Genomic DNA, 18,642 nt, shown 5'->3' with positions numbered 1-18,642 from the left:
GATGGCAACAAGGGATCTGAAATCTCGCGTTCTCGATCCGATCGACCGTGTCTCGGAGATCATTTTCGGTCTGCTGATGGCGCTGTCCTTTACGGGCTCGCTGAGCGTTGCGACGGCGCATGACGAGATTCGCACCGTTCTGGCCGCGGCCCTCGGCTGCAATATCGCCTGGGGCCTCGTCGATGCCGTGATGTATCTTGTCGGCACGGCGACGGAGCGTGCCCGTGCATCCAGACGTCCGAAATCCGCGCGCGCAACGCTGACGCTCTCGGATTTCCGCGGCGCGCTCGGCGTCTTTCTGCTTGTGACGATCGCGACCTTCCCGGTCGTCCTGCCCTTCCTGCTTATTTCGGAAGTCTGGCTGGCAATGCGCGTGTCGAACGGGATCGCACTGCTCACGCTTTTTATCGCCGGATATCAGCTCGGCCGCTATGCGGGCTTCGTGCCCTGGCGTTCAGGATTTGTCATGGCGGCGATCGGCGCTTTGCTTGTCGCCGCCATTATCGCGCTGGGCGGCTAGCTCAGATGCGCTCGATGATCTCGAAGCCGCGGTCGCGGTCCAGAAGATAGATCAGGCCGCGCTCGTCGACATCGACATCATTGCTCTGCGGCGAGGAGTGGCCGGGGAAGGGCTCGGGGATGTAATAGCCGATCTCTTCGGGTTTTTCGGGAATCGACAGATCGACGATGCGAAGGCCGCCCGAAAACCAGCTGGCAAAGATCAGGCTGCCGACCTGCTTTTCCTGGAACTGATGCGCGCCGAAGCGTCCGCCTTTGTGGGCGTAAGGCGACATGGATTCATGGACGTGGAAGGTCGAGACCGGTTTGAGGTTGGCCGGGTCGGACGCATCCATCACCCACAAAAACGCGTGCGGCTGGCCCGGCACGTAATCGTGCTCCTCATCGACCATGACCGCGAGCTTGCGGCCATTGATGGGCTGCGGCAGCGGCATCAGCGTGTGCGTCGGCTCCGGGAATGGCGGGTGGTAGTTGTAGGAGCCGAGCGTTTTCGGCTTGGTGATGTCGGACACATCGATCACATAGCCGCCCGCATACCAGCAGCCCGCCCAGAGCTGGTCTCCGACGCGCAGCGCGTGATGCAGACGATGGCGCTGGCCTTTCCAGGACGGCTTTTCGCCGCCGGCCAGATGCTGGCCCGGCATCCACCAGCGCGCGATTTCGCGCGGCAGCGTCGGATCTTTCAGATCGTAGATGACGAGAATATTGCCGATATAGCCGTCCATCTCGGTGGAGATATAGGCGTAGTTCTCGTCCATATCGAAACGGTGAACGCCGATGCCGCCCGTCTTCACATAAGACAGGAGTTTCGGATTGGCCGGATCCTTGATGTTCCAGACGCGGAAGCCGCCATCGTTGTAGCCGCGCGCATGGCCTTCCTTCAGGTCCGCAAGATCTGCGGTTTTGACACCGACGGCTTCTGCGAGTTCCGAGTCGGACGGCTTGCGGCCAAGCTGCTGCTCAAGGCTTGCCGCAGCGCTCTCCAGCATTTCGCCCTTGCGGTAGAAATGGCGGCGATGGCGCTCGACATTGGTGATCATCAACTTCCCCGCAACGCGCACTTTGTGCGTATGCGAGAAGCGGTCGGGCGGCGGGATCGAGGCAACGAGTTTTGGATTCTTCGCGTCGCGGACGTCGAAAATGCTGGTGCCGTCCGGCGGCGACATATGGCCGAGAAAAGCATAGCCGTTCGCAACCACGACCTGCCCGCCGCCCTGGATATCCACGCGGGCGACGCGGCGCGTGCCGCGCGTCAGGCTGACTTTCTCGTCCATGCTTGTCCTTATACCGCCGCCTGCAGTTTCGCCTGACGGTTCTTGTTCCAGGTCACGAGGCTCGGCACCAGCAGCGAGATGATGAGCAGAACCCACAGCACATTGCCGACATTCGACGTAAAGAACGTCATCGGGTCGTTGCCGGAGATGCGCAGCGCACGCATGACGTTCGCCTCGAGCAGCGGTCCGAGAATGACGCCGATCAGCATCGCGACGACATTATAGCCGGTGCGGCGGCAGAGATAGCCGATCACGCCGAAGAACAGCGTCAGATACAGATCGAACATATAACCGCGCGGCGCGAACGAGCCGACCATCGTGAAAGCGATGATGATGGGCGCCAGAACCGCCGTCGGGATCAGGATCAGCTTCGAGATGTAGCGCGTCAGCGGCAGCGTCGTGAACAGCATGATCAGATAGGCGACGAGCATGGTCACGAAGATGCCGTAGCCGAGCTCCGGATTCTGGATGAACAGGCGCGGGCCAAGCTGAACGCCGTGATAGGTCATCACGATCATCATGACGGCCGCCGTCGTGCCACCGGGCACGCCGATGACGAGCAGAGGAATAAGATCGCCCGTCGCGCAGCCATTGTTCGACGATTCCGGGGCGATGACGCCTTCCGGAATGCCGGTGCCGAATTTCTCCGGCGTCTTCGAATAAAGGCGCGCCTGCTGATAGGCGACGAAGGCGGCGATGGAGGCGCCGGCGCCCGGAACGATGCCGATCACAAGGCCGATAATGGCCGTCCAGATCATCAGCCAGGTGCGCTGGAAGGACCATTTGATGCCTTCCCAGGTTTCCTTCCATCCGGCACGGCGCGCGACTTCGAGCCCTTCTTCGGAGAGAACCGAGCGGTTCTCGATCATGATGAGCGCTTCGGAAATCGCGAATACGCCGATTAGGACGGGGATCAGCGGCACGCCGTCATAGAGTTCGATCATGCCGAACGTGCCGCGCGGCGTCGAATAGATGTGGTCGGCGCCAATCGCGCCGATGAGGAGGCCGATGCCGCCTGCGATCAGGCCCTTCAGCATGTTGTCGGAAGCGATCGAGGCAATGAGCGTGATGCCGAACAGCACGATCACGACCATCTCGACGCTGTGCATGTAAAAGGCCAGCTTCGCCATATAGGGCAGAAGGAAGATCGTCGCGCCCGCGGTAATGACGCCGCCGACCTGCGAGGCGACGAAGGACAGAACGAGCGCCTGTTGCCCGAGCCCCTTCTTGGCCATTGGATAGCCGTCGATACAGGTCGCGGCCGATCCGCCATTGCCTGGAATGTTCAAGAGGATCGATGTGATGCCGCCGCCCGATTGCGAGGCGCAGAACAGCGAAACCATGAAGATCATCGCCACATCGACATCCACGGCGAGCGTGAACGGCAAGAGCATGATGATCGTATTGGCCGAACCGAAGCCCGGCATCGCGCCGATGATAATGCCGATCGTGGTGGCGATGAGGATCAGCCACCAATAGGAAAAGGCGTGGGCGAAAAGTTCTGCAACAAATCCTAGGCTGGGTTCCATCGAAATACGTCCGTCAGATGCCGGTCAGGGCGCGTACGGCAAGCTCGAACGGGCCCATAGGAAACGCGGTCCGCAGGATCGCGATGAAGAGAATGTAGCCCGAAAGGGCGAGAGCGCCGGCGGTAATGAACGCCATCTTCGCCGGCATCTTTTCAAGCCAGATGAAGGCGGCGAGGAGGAAGCCGAAGGTCGACAGCGTAAAGCCAAGCCAGGGGAGAAGAATGACCGAGAGCGCCGCGAGTCCGAAGAGGAGCGCGCGGATGCGGAACAGGGGCCAGTTTTCCCAGAGTGTCGAAAAATCGATGACGAGCGAGCCGCGCTTGAGGCCGAGCACCGTCTTCAGCGCAAAGATGCCGATCAGGAGATAGAGCATGCCGGCGACGAACACCGCCGCGACTTTTGCTTCCCAGACGAGATCTTTGATCGACCAGAGATAGTAGGTCGTGAAGGCAAAGCCGAGCGCGGGGATCACCCAATCGCCGCCGGTTGCTTCGCGCGGTTCCTGACCCCGCTGTGCGGGGTCAGGAACGTTGTTGTCGTGCAGGCTCATTTGCTCGCCGACAGAAGCGGTTTGTACTTCTGCGCCAGTTCGAGGAACTCACGGGCCGACGAGTCGCAGGCCGAAGCGTCGGCATACTGGATGAACTGCCAGGGCGTGCCGGCCTTTTCCGCGACTTCCTTATATTCCGGATCGTCGAAGACCATCTTCATCGTCGAGATGAGCTTCTTGATGCGGTCCGGATATTTGGTTGCGACCGAGCGATGGATCGCCCAGGCGCGCTGGCCCGAGAGCGGCGGCAGTTTGGTGCCGAGCGCCTGGTTGACCGGCGGAGCATTGTTGGTGAGCTCCGGCGCGCGGTTCGTCTCGTTGAAGACGGTGAGGAAGCGCGCCTGATCGGCCAGGCCGAGCGAGGACGACAGGAAGGTGGCGCAGCCGTCGACTTCGCCGGTGATCGCCGCAGCGCGGGCAGGGCCGCCGCCGCCATAGGGCACCATGCGAACCTTCATGCCGGTGGCTTCAGCCAGAGCCAGCGCTCCGATGGTCGAGGGATGCGGCAGGCGCGAGGTCGAAAGCGTGATCTCGCGCTTCTTGCCTTCTTCGACCATGTCGTTGATCGTCTTGAACTTCGAGTTCGCACCCGTCCAGATGACGCTGTCGTCGCTGTCGATCGCGCCGAAATACATGATGTCGTCCGGGTACTTATATTTCACGTCCTGCGTCGCATACATGATCATCTCAGGACCGATGTTGCCGAACAGGAGATTGTAGGCGTTCGGCTCGCGCTTGCCGACGAACACTTCATAGCCGACCTGGCCCGAAGCGCCGGGGAAGTACGAGAACTCGAAATTCTTGCCGAGATGCTTCGCCCAGACGCGGGTGAAAGCGCGGGCGGCCTGATCGACGCCGCCGCCTTCGCCGGTCGGGATCAGAACCTGCATCGTCTCGGACGGGAATTCCTGCGCACGGGCGATGCCCGGGGCGCAAAGCGCGGCAGTCGCCGCGGTGCCGGCAGCCAGGAAGCCGCGGCGGGTCATAAACTGGTCAGACATTTATACCTCCCAAATCGCCGGCGCTTTTTTCGCCTGGCCGTTCAAACGAAACCGGCGCCTCCTTTTGAGGGAAGCGCCGGACATTCAAGTCATTACGAAACCGGCGTGTGCAGATCGCCGATCCCTTCCACAAATCCATGCATCACATCGCCCTTCTTCACGGCGCCGACACCGGCGGGCGTGCCCGACATGATGATGTCGCCGGGAGCGAGGGTGAAGAGGCCCGAGAGATACGAGATCATCTCCGGCACTTTCCAGATGAGCTGGTTGAGATCGCCGGTCTGCTTGCGCTCGCCATTGACGTCGAGCCAGATCGCGCCCTTGTCGGGATGGCCGATCTCGGAGGCAGGAACGATTTCGGAGCAGGGAGCGGAGAGTTCGAACGCCTTGCCGACTTCCCACGGGCGGCGAAGATCTTTGGCTTCGCTCTGCAGGTCGCGGCGCGTCATGTCGAGACCGACGCAATAGCCGAACACATGCTCGAGGGCTTTGCTGACGGGGATATCCGTGCCGCCTTTGCCGAGTGCGACGACGAGCTCGATCTCGAAGTGCAGATCGGAGGTCTTCGGCGGGTAGGGGAACTTCTCGCCCGAGAGGATGACGTTGTCCGGGTTCTTCTGGAAGAAGAAGGGCGGCTCCTTGTTCGGATCGTGCCCCATCTCGATGGCGTGGGCGGCATAGTTGCGGCCGACGCAATAGACGCGGCGGATCGGGAAGAGCTTGGAAGAGCCGCGCACCGGCAGTGTGGTAACCGCGGGCGGCGAAACGACGAATTCAGCTGTCATAACGAAACGGACTTAACCAATGTCACAATAGAGCCGGATTGGTTAGCACCAATGGATGCGCGGCGCAATTCGCCCGGCGGCGTCACAGCCGCCGACAGCCTCACAAAAGCACGGCCGGCCTTGCGGCGGCCTCTCTAATATACTGAAAAATATAGATATTTTATCTGAGACAGCACTTGGTAGGCACAGTCAAAGAATCTGGCTGAGAAATTCCTTGGTCCGCGGATGGCGCGGATTGGAGAAGAACGCCTCGGGCTCGTTCTGCTCGACGATCTGGCCGCCATCCATGAACACCACCCGGTCGGCGACCTGTTTGGCAAAGCCCATTTCGTGCGTCACGCACAGCATGGTCATGCCCTCTTGGGCGAGGGTGACCATGGTGTCGAGCACTTCCTTGATCATTTCCGGATCGAGCGCCGAGGTCGGCTCGTCGAACAGCATGATCTTCGGATTCATGCAGAGCGAACGCGCGATCGCCGCGCGCTGCTGCTGACCGCCGGACAACTGGCCGGGATATTTTTTTGCCTGTTCGGGAATCTTCACACGCTTCAAAAAATGCATCGCCGTTTCTTCGGCCTTGGCTTTCGGGATGCCGCGCACCCACATCGGCGCGAGCGTGCAGTTTTCGAGAATGGTCAGATGCGGAAAGAGATTGAAGTGCTGGAACACCATGCCGACTTCGCGGCGCACTTCGTCGATGCGTTTCAGATCGTTCGTCAGTTCGACATCGTTGACGATGATCTGGCCCTTCTGATGCGTCTCCAGCCGGTTGATGCAGCGGATGAGCGTCGATTTGCCGGAGCCCGACGGTCCTGCGATGACGATGCGCTCGCCCGACATGACGCGCAGATTGATGTCGCGCAGCACGTTGAACTCGCCATACCATTTGTGCATGCCGAGAATTTCGACGGCGACTTTGGTTTTCGAGGCCGCGGGCGTGTCGATCTGTGCGATGTCGTCGAGCGCTTCGGACGCCATACTTACCTCTTATGGCCGGTTTCAAGCCGGCGTTCGATGAACAGGGAGTAGCGCGACATGCCGAAGCAGAACGCCCAGAAAACGAAAGCTGCAAAGAGATAGCCGGTGACCGCCTGATGCGGTGAGCCCCAGCGCAGATCCGAGGTCGAGGACTGCACGGTGTTCAGAAGATCGAAAATGCCGACGATCGAGACGAGCGAGGTGTCTTTGAACAGCGAGATGAAGCTGTTGACGATGCCGGGGATCGACAGCTTCAGCGCCTGCGGAAGAATGATAAGGCCCATCGATTTCGGATAGTTGAGGCCAAGCGAATCCGCCGCCTCGTATTGACCGCGCGGCAGCGCCTGAAGGCCGCCGCGCACGGCTTCTGCAAGATAGGCCGCTTCGAACAAAGTGACGCCGACAATGGCGCGCACCAGTTTGTCGACGGTCATGCCCTGCGGCGCAAAAAGCGGCAGCATGACTGAGGCCATGAAAAGAATGGTGATGAGCGGCGCCGAGCGCCACAGTTCGATGAAGGCGATCGACAGAGTGCGGATCACCGGCAATTTCGACTGACGCCCGAGCGTGAGCACGACGCCGATGGGCAGCGAGATGACGATGCCGCAAAGGCCGATGATCAGCGTGACGGTGAGCCCGCCCCAATTCTCCGTCGGCACGAAGGACAGCTCGAACATCCCGCCACGCAGAAGGATCAGCACCATGACCGGATAGACGGCGAAAAACAGGATGGCGTTGACGAGTTTGTACGGCGCTGTGGGAACGAGGAGCGGAACGATCAGCAGCGCGCCGACGACAAAACAGATATTGACGCGCCATTGCTGCGCCGGCGGATAAAAGCCGTAGACGAAGAAATTCAGCTTGTCCCAGATATAGGCCCAGCAGGCACCGGTGCCTTCGACGCGGCAGGCCGCGCCGTCCTTGGCGATGAAGACCGCATCGCCGATCAGGAAATTGAAAAGCGGCGGCACAGCCCAGAGCAGGATCAGAAATCCGGCGATGGTCAGCATCGCATCGCCCGGTGAGGCGAAGAGATTGCCGCGGATCCAGCCTTTGACGCCGACGCTCGAATCCGGCGGCGGCAGCGGCTCAGCCCATGTGGTGCGGACGAACACGTCGGACATGGATCAGCGCTCCACCAGCGCAACGCGCCTGTTGTACCAGTTCATCAGCGATGAGACCGAGAAGGACAGAGTGAAGTAGACGAGCATGGTGATGAACACGACTTCGACAGCGCGGCCCGTCTGGTTCAGCGTCGTGCCCATGAACACTGACACCAGTTCGGGATAGCCGATGGCGGCGGCGAGCGATGAGTTCTTCACAAGGTTCAGATACTGGTTCGTCATCGGCGGAATGATCACGCGCATCGCCTGGGGAATGATCACGAGCCGCAGGCGATCGCTTGATTTAAGGCCGAGCGATTGCGCAGCCTCCGTCTGTCCCCAGTTCACCGCAAGAATGCCGGCGCGCACCGTCTCGGCGATGAAGGAGCCGGTATAGATCGAGATGCCGACGACGATGGCGACGAATTCCGGAGGCAGGTTGACGCCTCCGCGGAAATTGAACCCGCCGAGCTGCGGGATATCGAACGTCACTTGCGTGCCGGACAGCATCCAGACGATGCCGGGAATGAAGACAAGAATGGCGAGAGCGGTCGAGGCGAACGGGAAGCGCTGGCCGGTCTTTTCCAGATGCCGGATCGACCATTTGCGCAACACGAAGACGAAAGCGAGCGCGAGCAGGAAGGCGATGACGACATAGTGGAAGTGGCCGTCGAAAATCGGCCGCGGCACGTTCAGCCCGCGATTGTTGATTGCGATACTGTCGAAAAAGATAAAGCTCTCGCGCACCGGCGGCATCGCTTTCAGCACGGCGAAATACCAGAAGAAAAGCTGCAGCAGCGCCGGGATGTTGCGGATCGTCTCGATGTAGAACGTCGCGATGCTCGAAATGATGAAGTTGCCCGACAGGCGCGCGATGCCGGCAACGAACCCGATGAGCGTCGCGAAGAAGATGCCGAGCACGGCCACGAGCAGCGTGTTCAGCATGCCGACCAGAAACGCTTCCCAGTAATAGGAGGCGCGGCTGTAGGGGATCAGCGTGAAGAAGATGTCGAAGCCGGCGGTGGCCCAGAAGAAATCAAAACCGGTCGTCTTGTTCTGGCGCTCGAGATTGACCGCAGTGTTGTGCGCGATGGACAGGATCGCAGCGATGACGGCGAGAAGAACGAGAGCCTGATAGATACGGCCCCTGATGACAGGGTCGTTGTAGAACGCGGTCTTCGGGGCGGGAGTTCTGGTGCTGTCGTCTTTGGCCAACTGTACCTCCGATGGGATCGGTCAATCTCCGTCGGAAAGGATCGGGCCCGGCAGGTGAGTGCCGGGCCCGGGTTTCAGATCAACGGATCGGAGGCGAATACTGCAAGCCGCCGTCTTTCCACAGTGCGTTGAGGCCACGGGCAAGGCCGATCGGCGTTTTCGGGCCGACATGCGTCTCGTAGATCTCGCCGTAATTACCGACGCCCTTGATGATCTTGTAGGCCCATTCCTTGTCGAGGCCGAGCGGAGTGCCGAAATCGCCCTCGGCGCCGAGAAGACGCTTGATGGACGGGTTTTCGGACTTCTTCATCTCATCGACATTGGTCTTGCTGACGCCGAGCTCTTCAGCTTCGAGCAGGACGTAATAGGTCCAGCGCGCGAGCTTGAACCAGGTGTCGTCGCCGGAGCGAACGACCGGTCCGAGCGGCTCTTTCGAGATGATTTCCGGCAGGATCAGATAGTCGTCGGGTTTGGCGAACTTTGAACGCTCGGCGGCGAGCGCCGAACTATCCGTCGTGTAGACGTCGCAGCGGCCGTCTTCGAACGCCTTGACGGTTTCGTCCTGCGAGACGAACACGATCGGCTTGTATTCGAGCTTGTTGGCCGCAAAGAAGTCGGCGGCGTTGAGCTCGGTCGTCGTGCCGGACTCGATGCAGATCGAGGCGCCGGACAGGTCCTTGGCGGAGGCGATCTTGTCCGCCTTGCGGACCATGAAGCCCTGACCGTCATAGAACATGGTGCCGACGAAGGAGATGCCGAGCGTCGTATCGCGCGACATTGTCCAGGTCGTGGTGCGCGAGAGAACGTCGATCTGGCCGGACGAGAGCGCGGCGAAACGCTCGGTCGAGGTCAGCGGCGAATAGCGCACCTTGCTCGGATCGTTGAAAATCGCCGCAGCCAGCGCCTTGCAGAAATCGACCTCGAGGCCGGACCAGTTATTGCTGGCGTCCGGGGCGGAGAAGCCGGGCACGCCGCCCGTCACACCGCATTGGACAAAGCCTTTTTTCTTCACATCGTCCAGCGTCGCCGCATGGGCGGCCCCAGCACCCAGCGCGACCGCAAAGGCCGTCAGAATGAGCCTCTTCATGAATTGCTCCTGTCTCTTCGGGTTTCGCCCCGATTAAACGGCGGTAACCCCACCATTGAGGAATTTGATGCTAGCCACAAGCAGCGGTGATGAATACGGGGGCATTGCTGTTTGTGAATGCAGAAGTGCGGCCAAAACGTATGCATTCGCGCAAGCAAGCAGCGGAATCGCCCGAAATTAGCCGAAGGTCGAAGCAGCCTGCCCGCCGGGCGGCCCTGCCTTTTTACCGCTTGGCCGTACGCCGGGGCGGCGCCATGGGCATGGGAATATCGAGCTTTTTCCGCAGCTGGGCCGCGGCATCGATACGGTCCTGGATGAAGTAAAGCGGCCTTTCGCGGGCCGCCTCGAACAGCCGGCCTATATAAAGACCGATCGCGCCGAGGCTGACGGTAATGACGCCAGCGGTGAGGAACTGGGCGGCAACGGTGAAGGCGAAGTCCGGCACCGCCTCGTCCGTAAAGAACAGAACCGCCAATACCGCCGCCGCCACAAGGCCGAGGGTTGCAAGAAAAAAGCCCGTATAGACAATGAAGTAGAGAAGGCGTGGCGAGGAAAACGCCATCGCCGCGAGCCGCCGGTTGAACGCCTCCGTGGCCGGGGTGCTGGGGCGCCCGAGAAGCCGGGTTTCGCGCACATAATCGACCTCGCGCGCCTCAAAGCCCAGTTCGTGCAAGAGGATGAGATAGTGCCGGTCGCGTTCGCGGTATTTCAGGAAGGCATCGATGGCGCGCCGCGACAACAGGCTGAAAGCCCCGGGCTCATCCGGAATTTTATGGCCGGACAAAAGCTCGAAGAGCTTTTCGCGCAGTCGCGCCCCGAAGGTCGGTCCGCCAGCATAGTGCGGCCGCACGCGCCGGGCAAAGACGATATCGGCCCCTTCGCCGTCCTTGGCGGCGGCTAAAAGCGCCGGGATGGTTTCGGGCGGGTCCTGCAGGTCGCCATCGATGACGACGGCGCGCGCGCCGCAGCATTGTTCGAGGCCGGCGGTAATCGCCAGATGCTGGCCGACATTTTTCGACAGGCGGCAGGCGACGACGGTGGCGTCTTCCGCCGCAAGCCGGCGCATGACCGACCAGGACGCATCTTGCGACCGGTCGTCGACGAAGACGATCTCATAGCTTTTGACCAGCGGCTTTAAGATCTGCGTCAGCCGCTCATGGAGCGGAACGAGCGTTCCCGCACAGTCGTAAACCGGCACCACCACGCTAAGGGCGACCTTGCGGGCAGACGGTTCGGAGGCGGGCGGCGGACTGGCCATGGCGGGCGTTCAGCCTAGCACACACAATCGTGAGAGGCGGTAGCAGGGGGTTAACCGCCACCTGTGGATTCTTTCTCAGCCTCCCCATTTAAGGTAAGGTAGGAATCGCACATCCAGGAGAAGTCGCCTTTGTGCAAAAGGCGGCTACCGAAGGCGCAAGCCCGAAAAACGCTCAGGTCAGATACTGGATAGGCGACGAAGTGGATCTGGAGAGCGCTCCGAAAAAGGAGCCGCCGAAGGGGCAAGTGGACCTTTGCGCACCTGCAAAGCTCCATGAATCTCTCAGGCAAAAGGACAGATCGGGATGACAGACCCGGACGTTCCTTTTGGGAGAGAATTTCTATGCGCCACATTGCCGTACTCGGAGCCGGAATAACCGGCGTCACGACCGCTTATGCGCTGTCGGAGAAAGGCTATGCCGTTACGGTCTTCGATCGTAACCGCTACGCCGCAATGGAAACGAGCTTTGCGAATGGCGGCCAGCTCTCGGCGTCCAATGCCGAGGTCTGGAACAATTGGGGCACCGTCTGGAAGGGCATCAAATGGATGTTCCGCAAGGACGCGCCGCTGCTCGTGAACCTCAAGCCGAGCTGGCACAAATATTCCTGGATGGCCGAGTTCGTCGCCAATATTCCCGATTACCGCGCGAACACGATCGCAACGACAAAGCTTGCGATTCAGGGCCGTAAATACATGTTCGATATGGCCGAGCGCGAAGGGATCGATTTCGATCTCGAAAAACGTGGCATCCTGCATGTCTACGGCACCAAGAAAGAGTTCGACCACGCGAGCGAGGTCAATCTCATGCTGACCGAAGGCGGGCTCGACCGCCGTCCGGTCACCCCGGCGGAAATCTCTGCGCTCGAGCCTGCCTTGCAGGGCAAATTCTACGGCGGCTTCTTCACGCCGTCGGACTCGACCGGCGACATCCATAAATTCACGCGCGGCCTCGCCGATGCCTGCAAGAAACGCGGCGTCGTCTTCGTGCTCGATGCCGATGTGAAAAAACTCGAGGCGGGCGCAAAACCGCGCATCACCTGGCTCGACAATGCCGGCACGGATCGCGGCCGCACAAAAAGCCAGGAATTCGACGCTCTTGTCGTCTGCGCCGGCAGTCACAGCCGCGCCTTTGCCGCTCAGCTCGGCGACCGCGTGAACATCTATCCGGTGAAGGGCTATTCGATCACCATTCTGATGGATGATGAGGAAAGCCGTGCCGGCGCGCCCTGGGTCAGCCTTCTCGACGATCACGCAAAGATCGTCACGAGCCGCTATCACGACCGTTTCCGCGTCGCCGGCACCGCAGAGTTCAACGGCTATAACCGCGACATCCGTCATGACCGCATCAAACCGCTGATCGATTGGGTGAATACCTATTTCCCGCGGGTGAACACCAGCCAGAGCATTCCGTGGGCGGGCCTGCGTCCCATGATGCCGAATATGCTGCCGCGCGTCGGCGCGGGCTCAAAGCCCGGGATTTTCTACAATACCGGCCATGGCCATCTCGGCTGGACGCTGTCGGCGGCCACCGCCGAACTGATCGCGGCGCGGATATCTTCGGATCTTCCGCCGGAGACCGGTCAACGCGCCGCAGTCCCGCGCGAGGCTTTGGCTGTATAAGGCCGCATGGCTAAAAAGCTTCGCCCCTCGCTCATTGCCGGGCCGATCCTTTTCCTTGTCGGATTGATCGGTCTTGGTGTCGGATTCTTCGTCTTCAAGCCGCCGCAGACGCAAGTCTCGACCGCTACGCTTGTCGGCGGTCCGTTCAAGCTCATCGATCAGAACGGCGCTGCGGTGACAGACGTGTCGATGAAGGGAAAACCCTTCCTCGTCTTTTTCGGCTTCACCCATTGTCCGGACATCTGTCCGACCAAGCTTTTCGAGATGTCGCAGGCACTCAACGTCGCCGAGAAGAGTGTGCCGGATATCGAGGCCTTGTTCATCAGCGTCGACCCGGAGCGCGATACTCCGGATGTGATGAAGCGCTATCTGTCGAGCTTCAGTCCGCGCATCAAAGGCCTTACGGGCGATCAGGCATCGGTCGATGCCGCAGTGAAAGCCTACCGCGCCTATGCGAAGAAAGTGCCGACGGATTCCGGCTATACGATGGACCATACAAGCCTGGTCTATCTCATGGGCCGCAACGGCGAGTTTCTGACTTCGCTCGACATGACCAAGAAAGACACCGAGATCGCCGAGCAGATCTCGAGCAAGCTCTAAGCCGCCGCGAGTTCGTTCTTCAGCGCCTTGGCGATGAGCGCGCGCGTGCCCTCGACGCCGTAGACGGCGACGAATGAGCCGAAGCGCGGTCCCTTCTCCTGACCGATCAGCGTTTTGTAGAGCGTCGAGAACCAGATCTGCGACACGCCCGGGCGGCCGTCCGGCGATTTCGCCTTGCCCGACGTGTCGGGATAGAAGGTGCGGCCGACTTCATAGACCTGGAACTGAATGATATCGGACGTCGCATCCGCCGGAAGTCCAGCGAGCGCGGCATCGAGCGCGGTGAGCGCCGTGCGGGCCGTCTCGTCCGGCGCGGTGAAGACTTTCTTCGGCTTCACGAAGTCGTGGTAGTAGCGCACGGCATAGCCGACAAGCGCGCCGAGGCGCGGATGCGTTGAGGGGCCGACGCCCGGCGCGTATTGACGGATAAAGCCCCACATCTGTTCGGCCGTCTCGGCGTTCGAGACGGATGCGATATTGAGCAGCATCGAGAACGACAGCTGCACTTCTTCGGAGCCGATACGTTCGACCGGCGGCGGCGATCCGGCATGGATGTGGAAGACCGGGTTCTGCAGCCGCTCTTTGCCTTCCTGCGCAGGAAACTTTTCGAGGAAGGTCAGATAATCGTCGACATTGCGCGGAATGACGTCGAAGTGCAGGCGCTTTGCCGAACGCGGTGACTGGAACATGTAAAGCGAAAGCGATTCCGGAGACGCATAGGCCAGCCAGTCTTCGATCGTCAGGCCATTGCCCTTCGACTTCGAAATCTTCTGGCCGTTCTCGTCGAGGAAGAGTTCGTAGTTGAAGCCCTCCGGCGGCTCACCGCCGAGGACCTTTGCGATCTTGCTGGAGAGCGTGACGCTGTCGATCAGATCCTTGCCCGCCATCTCGTAGTCGACATCGAGCGCGACCCAGCGCAGCGCCCAGTCGGCCTTCCACTGGCATTTCACGCGGCCGCCGGTGACGGGCGTCGTCATGCGCTCATTGGTTCCGGGATCGAGATAGGTGACGGTGCCGGCTTTTACATCGCGCTCGATCATCGGCACTTGCAGCACGATGCCGGTGCGCGGGCAGACGGGAAGGAAGGGCGAATAGGTAGCTCTACGCTCCGGTCCGAGCGTCGGCAGGATGATTTCCATCACCGCATCGTATTTCGCAAGCATGCGCAGGAGCGTCTCGTCGAAACGGCCCGAGGTGTAATAATCGGTTGCGCTGGCGAATTCGTACTCGAAACCGAAAGCGTCGAGAAAGGCGCGCAGGCGCGCATTGTTTGCGGCGCCGAACGAGCCTTCCGTGCTGCCGAAGGGGTCCGGCACGCGCGTCAGCGGCTTGCCGAGAAATTTCGCCATCTCGTCGCGGTTCGGCACATTGTCCGGAACCTTGCGCAGCCCGTCCATATCGTCCGAGAAGCAGATGAGGCGCGTCTTGACCTTGTCGCCGGTCAGAAGGCGGAAAGCATTGCGCACCATGGTCGTGCGCGCCACTTCGCCGAACGTGCCGATATGCGGCAGGCCCGAGGGGCCATAGCCGGTCTCGAACAGAACATCGCCTTTGCCTGCCCCACGTTTTTCGAGGCGCGCGACGAGCTTGCGCGCTTCCTCGAAAGGCCAGGCCGCCGAGGCCTGGGCGAGTTCGGTCATTTCGGGCGTGATGCCGGCGGGCATGTCAAAACTCCAAAGGATCGGCCGCGAAACTAGGTTCGCGGGCCCGCAAGGTCAAATCGGGTTTTCAGAATATCCCGAGGGGAAACCAGCGCAGGTAAAGATCGCCCAGAACGCCCTTTTCCTCGAGCTCGTCGAGCACTTTGTCGAGGTCCTGGCGCAGGCGCTGATCGCCCTTGCGCACGGCGATCGTCAACCCTTCGCCGAAATAGCGGCTTTCGAGATAGGGGCCGCCGGCAAACGAGCAGCAGCTGCCGGATTCGGTGCCGCCGATCCACAGCGCAAGGCCGACCCCGTCGCCGAATACCGCGTCCGCCTTGCCGTCTTTCAGGGCGGTGCGCGCTGCGGCGATATCGGGAAAGCCGACAATCTCGGATTCCGCGAAGAAATCCTTCAGATAGGCCTCATGCGCCGAGCCGGTGACCACTGCGATCTTCTTGGCCGACAGAGCCTCGGGCGTGATTTCAGCCTGTGCCGCCGTCCTGGCTACCGCAAAACGTGCGGGCAGGCGGAAATAGGGCCGCGTCAGATCGGCCTTGGCGCGCAGTTCCTCGGTCGGGCGAAGGCCGGCGATCAGCGCATCGGCGCGGCCGTTCTCCAGCGCCGATAGCAGATCGTCCCAGGGGAGCGCCTGGATGGTGCACTGGAATTCGAGTTCCGAGCAGATCGAGCGCGCCAGATCGACATTCAGCCCGGCAGGATTCTGATCGGGCTTCAAGAACTGGAAGGGCGGATAATCGGACGAGGTCAGAAACCGCACCATGCGGCGCGGGCCCTTTTTATCGGGCAGGATTTCGGCCGGCGTGCCGCGCAGATCCGGCACCGGCACGGCAGGCTCCACGGCTTCTGCAAGCTGCGGCAGAAGCAGTGAGGTCACGATCAGGGCCGTGCGCAGGGATCGCATGACGACAGGATATTCCAGAAATGGAGCGCGGGAGGAAGACGCCGCGCATAATCGTCTACTGACTGGCCCACAAAATGCGCGCGATCCAGGCGATGTCCGCCATAGGGATCGTGCGGTCGCCCTGTTCGGGATCGAAACCGCGCAGCTCAACGAATTTGTCGGTCTTGCGCTGCAGCTCCTTCACGAACATATCGCCCGAGCTTGTGCGTACAACGACGCGGTCGCCGCGGCGCGGCTTGGCAGATGGAGATACAACAATGGTATCGCCCTTGCGGTAGAGCGGCAAAAGCGTGTCGCCGGAGATCTCGAGCGCATAGCAGTGATCGTCGTCGATATCGGGAAGCGTCAGCTCATCCCAGCCATTGCCGACCGGATGTCCGACCTCGGTGAAATAGGTGCCGCGCGTCGCCTGCGCAAAATTGATGAGCGGCACCGTGCGGTTTCCGGCGCGTCCGCGCCCGCCGACGATGTCGAGAAAGCTTTCGAGCGAAGAGCCCGTGGCATGCAAAATCTTGGCGACGGATTCCGTCGACGGCCAGCGCGGGCGGCCGTCGGCCGCGATGCGCTTCGAACGGTTGAACGTTGTGGGATCGAGGCCCGCCTTCTTTGCGAGGCCGGAGGCCGACATGCCATTCGCTTCCGCGAGACTGTCGATCGCATTCCAGATTCGAGTGTGAGTAAGCATCCAAACGCCGCCAATTTTTTGATACACAATTTGTGTAGGAATTAGTACCTTCGGAAAATCTTGTCCAGTACTCAATTGGGCGCATGCTTGATCGCGCGCGCACCTGTCTCTAAAGCTCGCTCACTCGCATGATGTCTTCCGCGCTCATCTATAAAATTCTCTCCGTATCTTCATGGCAAGATGCGCAGGAGAGCGGCGCATTTTCCGGCGCGCCGGTAGATATAGAAGACGGCTATATTCATTTCTCGACAGCAGAGCAGGTGCGTGAAACTGCGGCAAAGCATTTTGCCGGTCAGAGCGATCTTGTTCTTCTCGCTGTTGATGCTTCACGGCTTGAAGCATCGGCGTTGAAATGGGAAGCATCGCGCGGCGGCGCTTTGTTTCCGCATCTCTACGGCACGCTCGATGTGAAAGCTGTGCGCTGGTCGAAGCCGCTGCCGTGGGACGGTACGCGCCACACTTTTCCGGAGCTCGCATGATCGGCGCCGCCTGGCCTTTACTGCGTGCGGTGCTGCACGGCATGGATCCCGAGCGCGCGCACGATCTCACTCTATCTGCGCTTGAAAGCGTGCCGCTGCCGCCTGCTTCAGGCGACGATGCGCGTCTTGCCGTGCAGGCGTTCGGTCTCACTTTTCCAAATCCGGTCGGGCTGGCTGCTGGTTTCGACAAGGATGCGCGCGTTCCCGATCAGATGCTGCGTCTCGGTTTCGGTTTTGTTGAAGTCGGCTCGATCACGCCGCTGCCGCAGTCTGGCAATGCGAAGCCGCGCGTCTTCAGACTTTCGGATGATAAAGGCGTCGTCAATCGTCTCGGTTTCAACAATGGCGGACATGAAGCGGCGCACAAGCGACTTCAAATGCGTGCGGGCCGCTCCGGGATCGTCGGCGTCAATATCGGCGCGAATAAGGACGCGGCGGACAGAGCCGCAGATTATGCCGAAGGCGCGCGCCGCTTCGCGAAGCTTGCGGATTATCTCACCGTCAACATCTCATCGCCGAACACGCCGGGCCTGCGCGATCTGCAGGCGAAGGCGGCACTCGATGATCTTCTCGCGCGCACGCTCGCCGCGCGCGATGAAAGCGGTGCGCATCCGCCGGTGCTGCTCAAGATCGCGCCCGATCTTGCGCTCGGCAATTTGGATGATGCCGTGGATGTTGCACTGAAGCGCGGCGTCGATGGGTTGATCGTCTCCAACACGACGATCGCGCGACCGCAGACTTTGCGCAGCGCTTCGAAATCGGAAACAGGCGGTCTGTCCGGCGCGCCTTTGTTCCGCCGCGCGACATGGATGCTGGCCGAGACGGCCAAGCGCACGAGCGGCAAGGTTCCGTTGATCGGCGTCGGGGGGATTACATCGGCAGAAACAGCGCTCACGAAAATCCGCGCCGGCGCCAGTCTCATTCAGATCTATACCGGCCTGACCTATTTCGGTCCGGGACTTGTTGCGGAGATCAAGCGCGGACTGCTCGAAGCACTGACGCGCGAGAAACAGGACAGCCTGTCATCTCTAGTCGGGCGTGACCGCGATGCGATTGCGGCCGAGGGCGCAGGCGATTAGCGGCCGACTTTCATCAGGCGCGCGATCAGCCAGATCGGGAACACGATAACCGCGCCGAGCAGGAACCAGCGCAGCACGGTGTCGATCGCGTCCCACAGATTGTCGAACAGGCTGTAGAAGAGATCCTGCAGGCCGTAGAAAAGCGCCCAGGCGTCAAGGCCGAGCACGGCGAGGATGACGCCGATCACCACCGACAGCATTACGAGCTTGGCGAGAACCCAGAGCGGCGGCCCGCCGAAAAACCGCGTCAGCGGATCGGACGGCGCGGCAGGTTTCGGGGCGGGAGCAGGGGCGTTCGGGCTGTCGGTCATGAGA

Annotated in this window: 19 protein-coding genes and 1 riboswitch; of the genes, 5 read left to right on the top strand and 14 right to left on the bottom strand. The window is 61.0% G+C overall.

Going from position 1 to position 18,642, the window contains the following annotated elements; translation table 11 throughout:
- Window position 1: 1 nt before the first annotated feature.
- Window positions 2–520: a VIT1/CCC1 transporter family protein gene (locus tag IZ6_RS13290; protein ID WP_222875525.1), complete on the top strand. Its 519-nt coding sequence runs from the start codon at window positions 2–4 to the stop codon at window positions 518–520.
- A 1-nt stretch (window position 521) separates the two neighbouring features.
- On the opposite strand, the gene IZ6_RS13285 is transcribed toward IZ6_RS13290, so the two are convergent.
- The 10 genes from IZ6_RS13285 to IZ6_RS13240 form a co-directional block, all read right to left on the bottom strand.
- The gene (locus IZ6_RS13285; protein WP_222875524.1) at window positions 522–1,793 is read right to left on the bottom strand and encodes an LVIVD repeat-containing protein; all 1,272 of its coding nucleotides are present in this window, start codon (window positions 1,791–1,793) and stop codon (window positions 522–524) included.
- 8 nt (window positions 1,794–1,801) lie between these two features.
- The gene (locus IZ6_RS13280) at window positions 1,802–3,322 is read right to left on the bottom strand and encodes a tripartite tricarboxylate transporter permease (RefSeq protein ID WP_222875523.1); all 1,521 of its coding nucleotides are present in this window, start codon (window positions 3,320–3,322) and stop codon (window positions 1,802–1,804) included.
- 13 nt (window positions 3,323–3,335) lie between these two features.
- On the bottom strand, window positions 3,336–3,872 hold the full coding sequence (locus tag IZ6_RS13275) for a hypothetical protein (RefSeq protein WP_222875522.1): 537 nt from the start codon (window positions 3,870–3,872) through the stop codon (window positions 3,336–3,338).
- On the bottom strand, window positions 3,869–4,873 hold the full coding sequence (locus IZ6_RS13270) for a tripartite tricarboxylate transporter substrate-binding protein (protein ID WP_222875521.1): 1,005 nt from the start codon (window positions 4,871–4,873) through the stop codon (window positions 3,869–3,871). Before IZ6_RS13270 ends, IZ6_RS13275 begins: the two co-directional genes overlap by 4 nt.
- A gap of 92 nt (window positions 4,874–4,965) precedes the next feature.
- Window positions 4,966–5,658 (bottom strand): fumarylacetoacetate hydrolase family protein, encoded by a 693-nt coding sequence (locus tag IZ6_RS13265; RefSeq protein ID WP_222875520.1) that lies wholly within the window; start codon window positions 5,656–5,658, stop codon window positions 4,966–4,968.
- A 189-nt stretch (window positions 5,659–5,847) separates the two neighbouring features.
- Window positions 5,848–6,636 (bottom strand): amino acid ABC transporter ATP-binding protein, encoded by a 789-nt coding sequence (locus tag IZ6_RS13260; RefSeq protein ID WP_222875519.1) that lies wholly within the window; start codon window positions 6,634–6,636, stop codon window positions 5,848–5,850.
- A 2-nt stretch (window positions 6,637–6,638) separates the two neighbouring features.
- Window positions 6,639–7,760, bottom strand: a complete 1,122-nt coding sequence (locus tag IZ6_RS13255; protein ID WP_222875518.1) for an amino acid ABC transporter permease — start codon at window positions 7,758–7,760, stop codon at window positions 6,639–6,641.
- 3 nt (window positions 7,761–7,763) lie between these two features.
- The gene (locus IZ6_RS13250; protein ID WP_222875517.1) at window positions 7,764–8,954 is read right to left on the bottom strand and encodes an amino acid ABC transporter permease; all 1,191 of its coding nucleotides are present in this window, start codon (window positions 8,952–8,954) and stop codon (window positions 7,764–7,766) included.
- A 79-nt stretch (window positions 8,955–9,033) separates the two neighbouring features.
- Window positions 9,034–10,041, bottom strand: coding sequence for an amino acid ABC transporter substrate-binding protein (locus IZ6_RS13245; protein ID WP_222875516.1), 1,008 nt, complete (start codon window positions 10,039–10,041; stop codon window positions 9,034–9,036).
- A 223-nt stretch (window positions 10,042–10,264) separates the two neighbouring features.
- Window positions 10,265–11,299: a glycosyltransferase family 2 protein gene (locus IZ6_RS13240; RefSeq protein WP_222875515.1), complete on the bottom strand. Its 1,035-nt coding sequence runs from the start codon at window positions 11,297–11,299 to the stop codon at window positions 10,265–10,267.
- A 196-nt stretch (window positions 11,300–11,495) separates the two neighbouring features.
- A riboswitch (glycine riboswitch) is annotated at window positions 11,496–11,607 on the top strand.
- A gap of 34 nt (window positions 11,608–11,641) precedes the next feature.
- Here IZ6_RS13240 and IZ6_RS13235 point away from each other — a divergent pair.
- Both IZ6_RS13235 and IZ6_RS13230 read left to right on the top strand, forming a co-directional pair.
- A complete protein-coding gene (locus IZ6_RS13235; RefSeq protein ID WP_222875514.1) occupies window positions 11,642–12,919 on the top strand; it encodes a D-amino acid dehydrogenase in 1,278 nt (425 codons plus the stop codon).
- Window positions 12,920–12,925: 6 nt separating this feature from the next.
- Window positions 12,926–13,519 (top strand): SCO family protein, encoded by a 594-nt coding sequence (locus IZ6_RS13230; protein WP_222875513.1) that lies wholly within the window; start codon window positions 12,926–12,928, stop codon window positions 13,517–13,519.
- On the opposite strand, the gene IZ6_RS13225 is transcribed toward IZ6_RS13230, so the two are convergent.
- The 3 genes from IZ6_RS13225 to IZ6_RS13215 form a co-directional block, all read right to left on the bottom strand.
- Window positions 13,516–15,183 (bottom strand): lysine--tRNA ligase, encoded by a 1,668-nt coding sequence (locus IZ6_RS13225; RefSeq protein ID WP_222875512.1) that lies wholly within the window; start codon window positions 15,181–15,183, stop codon window positions 13,516–13,518. The genes IZ6_RS13230 and IZ6_RS13225 overlap by 4 nt on opposite strands.
- A 64-nt stretch (window positions 15,184–15,247) precedes the next feature.
- Window positions 15,248–16,084 (bottom strand): transporter substrate-binding domain-containing protein, encoded by an 837-nt coding sequence (locus tag IZ6_RS13220; protein WP_222875511.1) that lies wholly within the window; start codon window positions 16,082–16,084, stop codon window positions 15,248–15,250.
- 55 nt (window positions 16,085–16,139) lie between these two features.
- Window positions 16,140–16,769, bottom strand: a complete 630-nt coding sequence (locus IZ6_RS13215) for a S24 family peptidase (protein WP_222875510.1) — start codon at window positions 16,767–16,769, stop codon at window positions 16,140–16,142.
- A 131-nt stretch (window positions 16,770–16,900) separates the two neighbouring features.
- Between IZ6_RS13215 and IZ6_RS13210 the strand changes: the two genes are divergently transcribed.
- Both IZ6_RS13210 and IZ6_RS13205 read left to right on the top strand, forming a co-directional pair.
- Entirely contained in the window at window positions 16,901–17,248 is a 348-nt protein-coding gene (locus IZ6_RS13210) for a DUF952 domain-containing protein (protein WP_222877634.1), read from the top strand.
- A complete protein-coding gene (locus IZ6_RS13205) occupies window positions 17,245–18,327 on the top strand; it encodes a quinone-dependent dihydroorotate dehydrogenase (protein WP_222875509.1) in 1,083 nt (360 codons plus the stop codon). Before IZ6_RS13210 ends, IZ6_RS13205 begins: the two co-directional genes overlap by 4 nt.
- Here the strand turns inward: IZ6_RS13205 and IZ6_RS13200 are convergent.
- Window positions 18,324–18,638, bottom strand: a complete 315-nt coding sequence (locus IZ6_RS13200) for a DUF6460 domain-containing protein (RefSeq protein WP_222875508.1) — start codon at window positions 18,636–18,638, stop codon at window positions 18,324–18,326. The two genes, IZ6_RS13205 and IZ6_RS13200, sit on opposite strands and share 4 nt — an antisense overlap.
- Window positions 18,639–18,642: the final 4 nt, after the last annotated feature.

Source organism: Terrihabitans soli (genome assembly GCF_014191545.1).
Taxonomy (GTDB): Bacteria; Pseudomonadota; Alphaproteobacteria; order Rhizobiales; family Methylopilaceae; genus Flaviflagellibacter; species Flaviflagellibacter soli.
The sequence above is the reverse complement of the archived record's forward strand: the minus strand, read 5'-3'. Positions and strand labels throughout refer to the sequence as shown.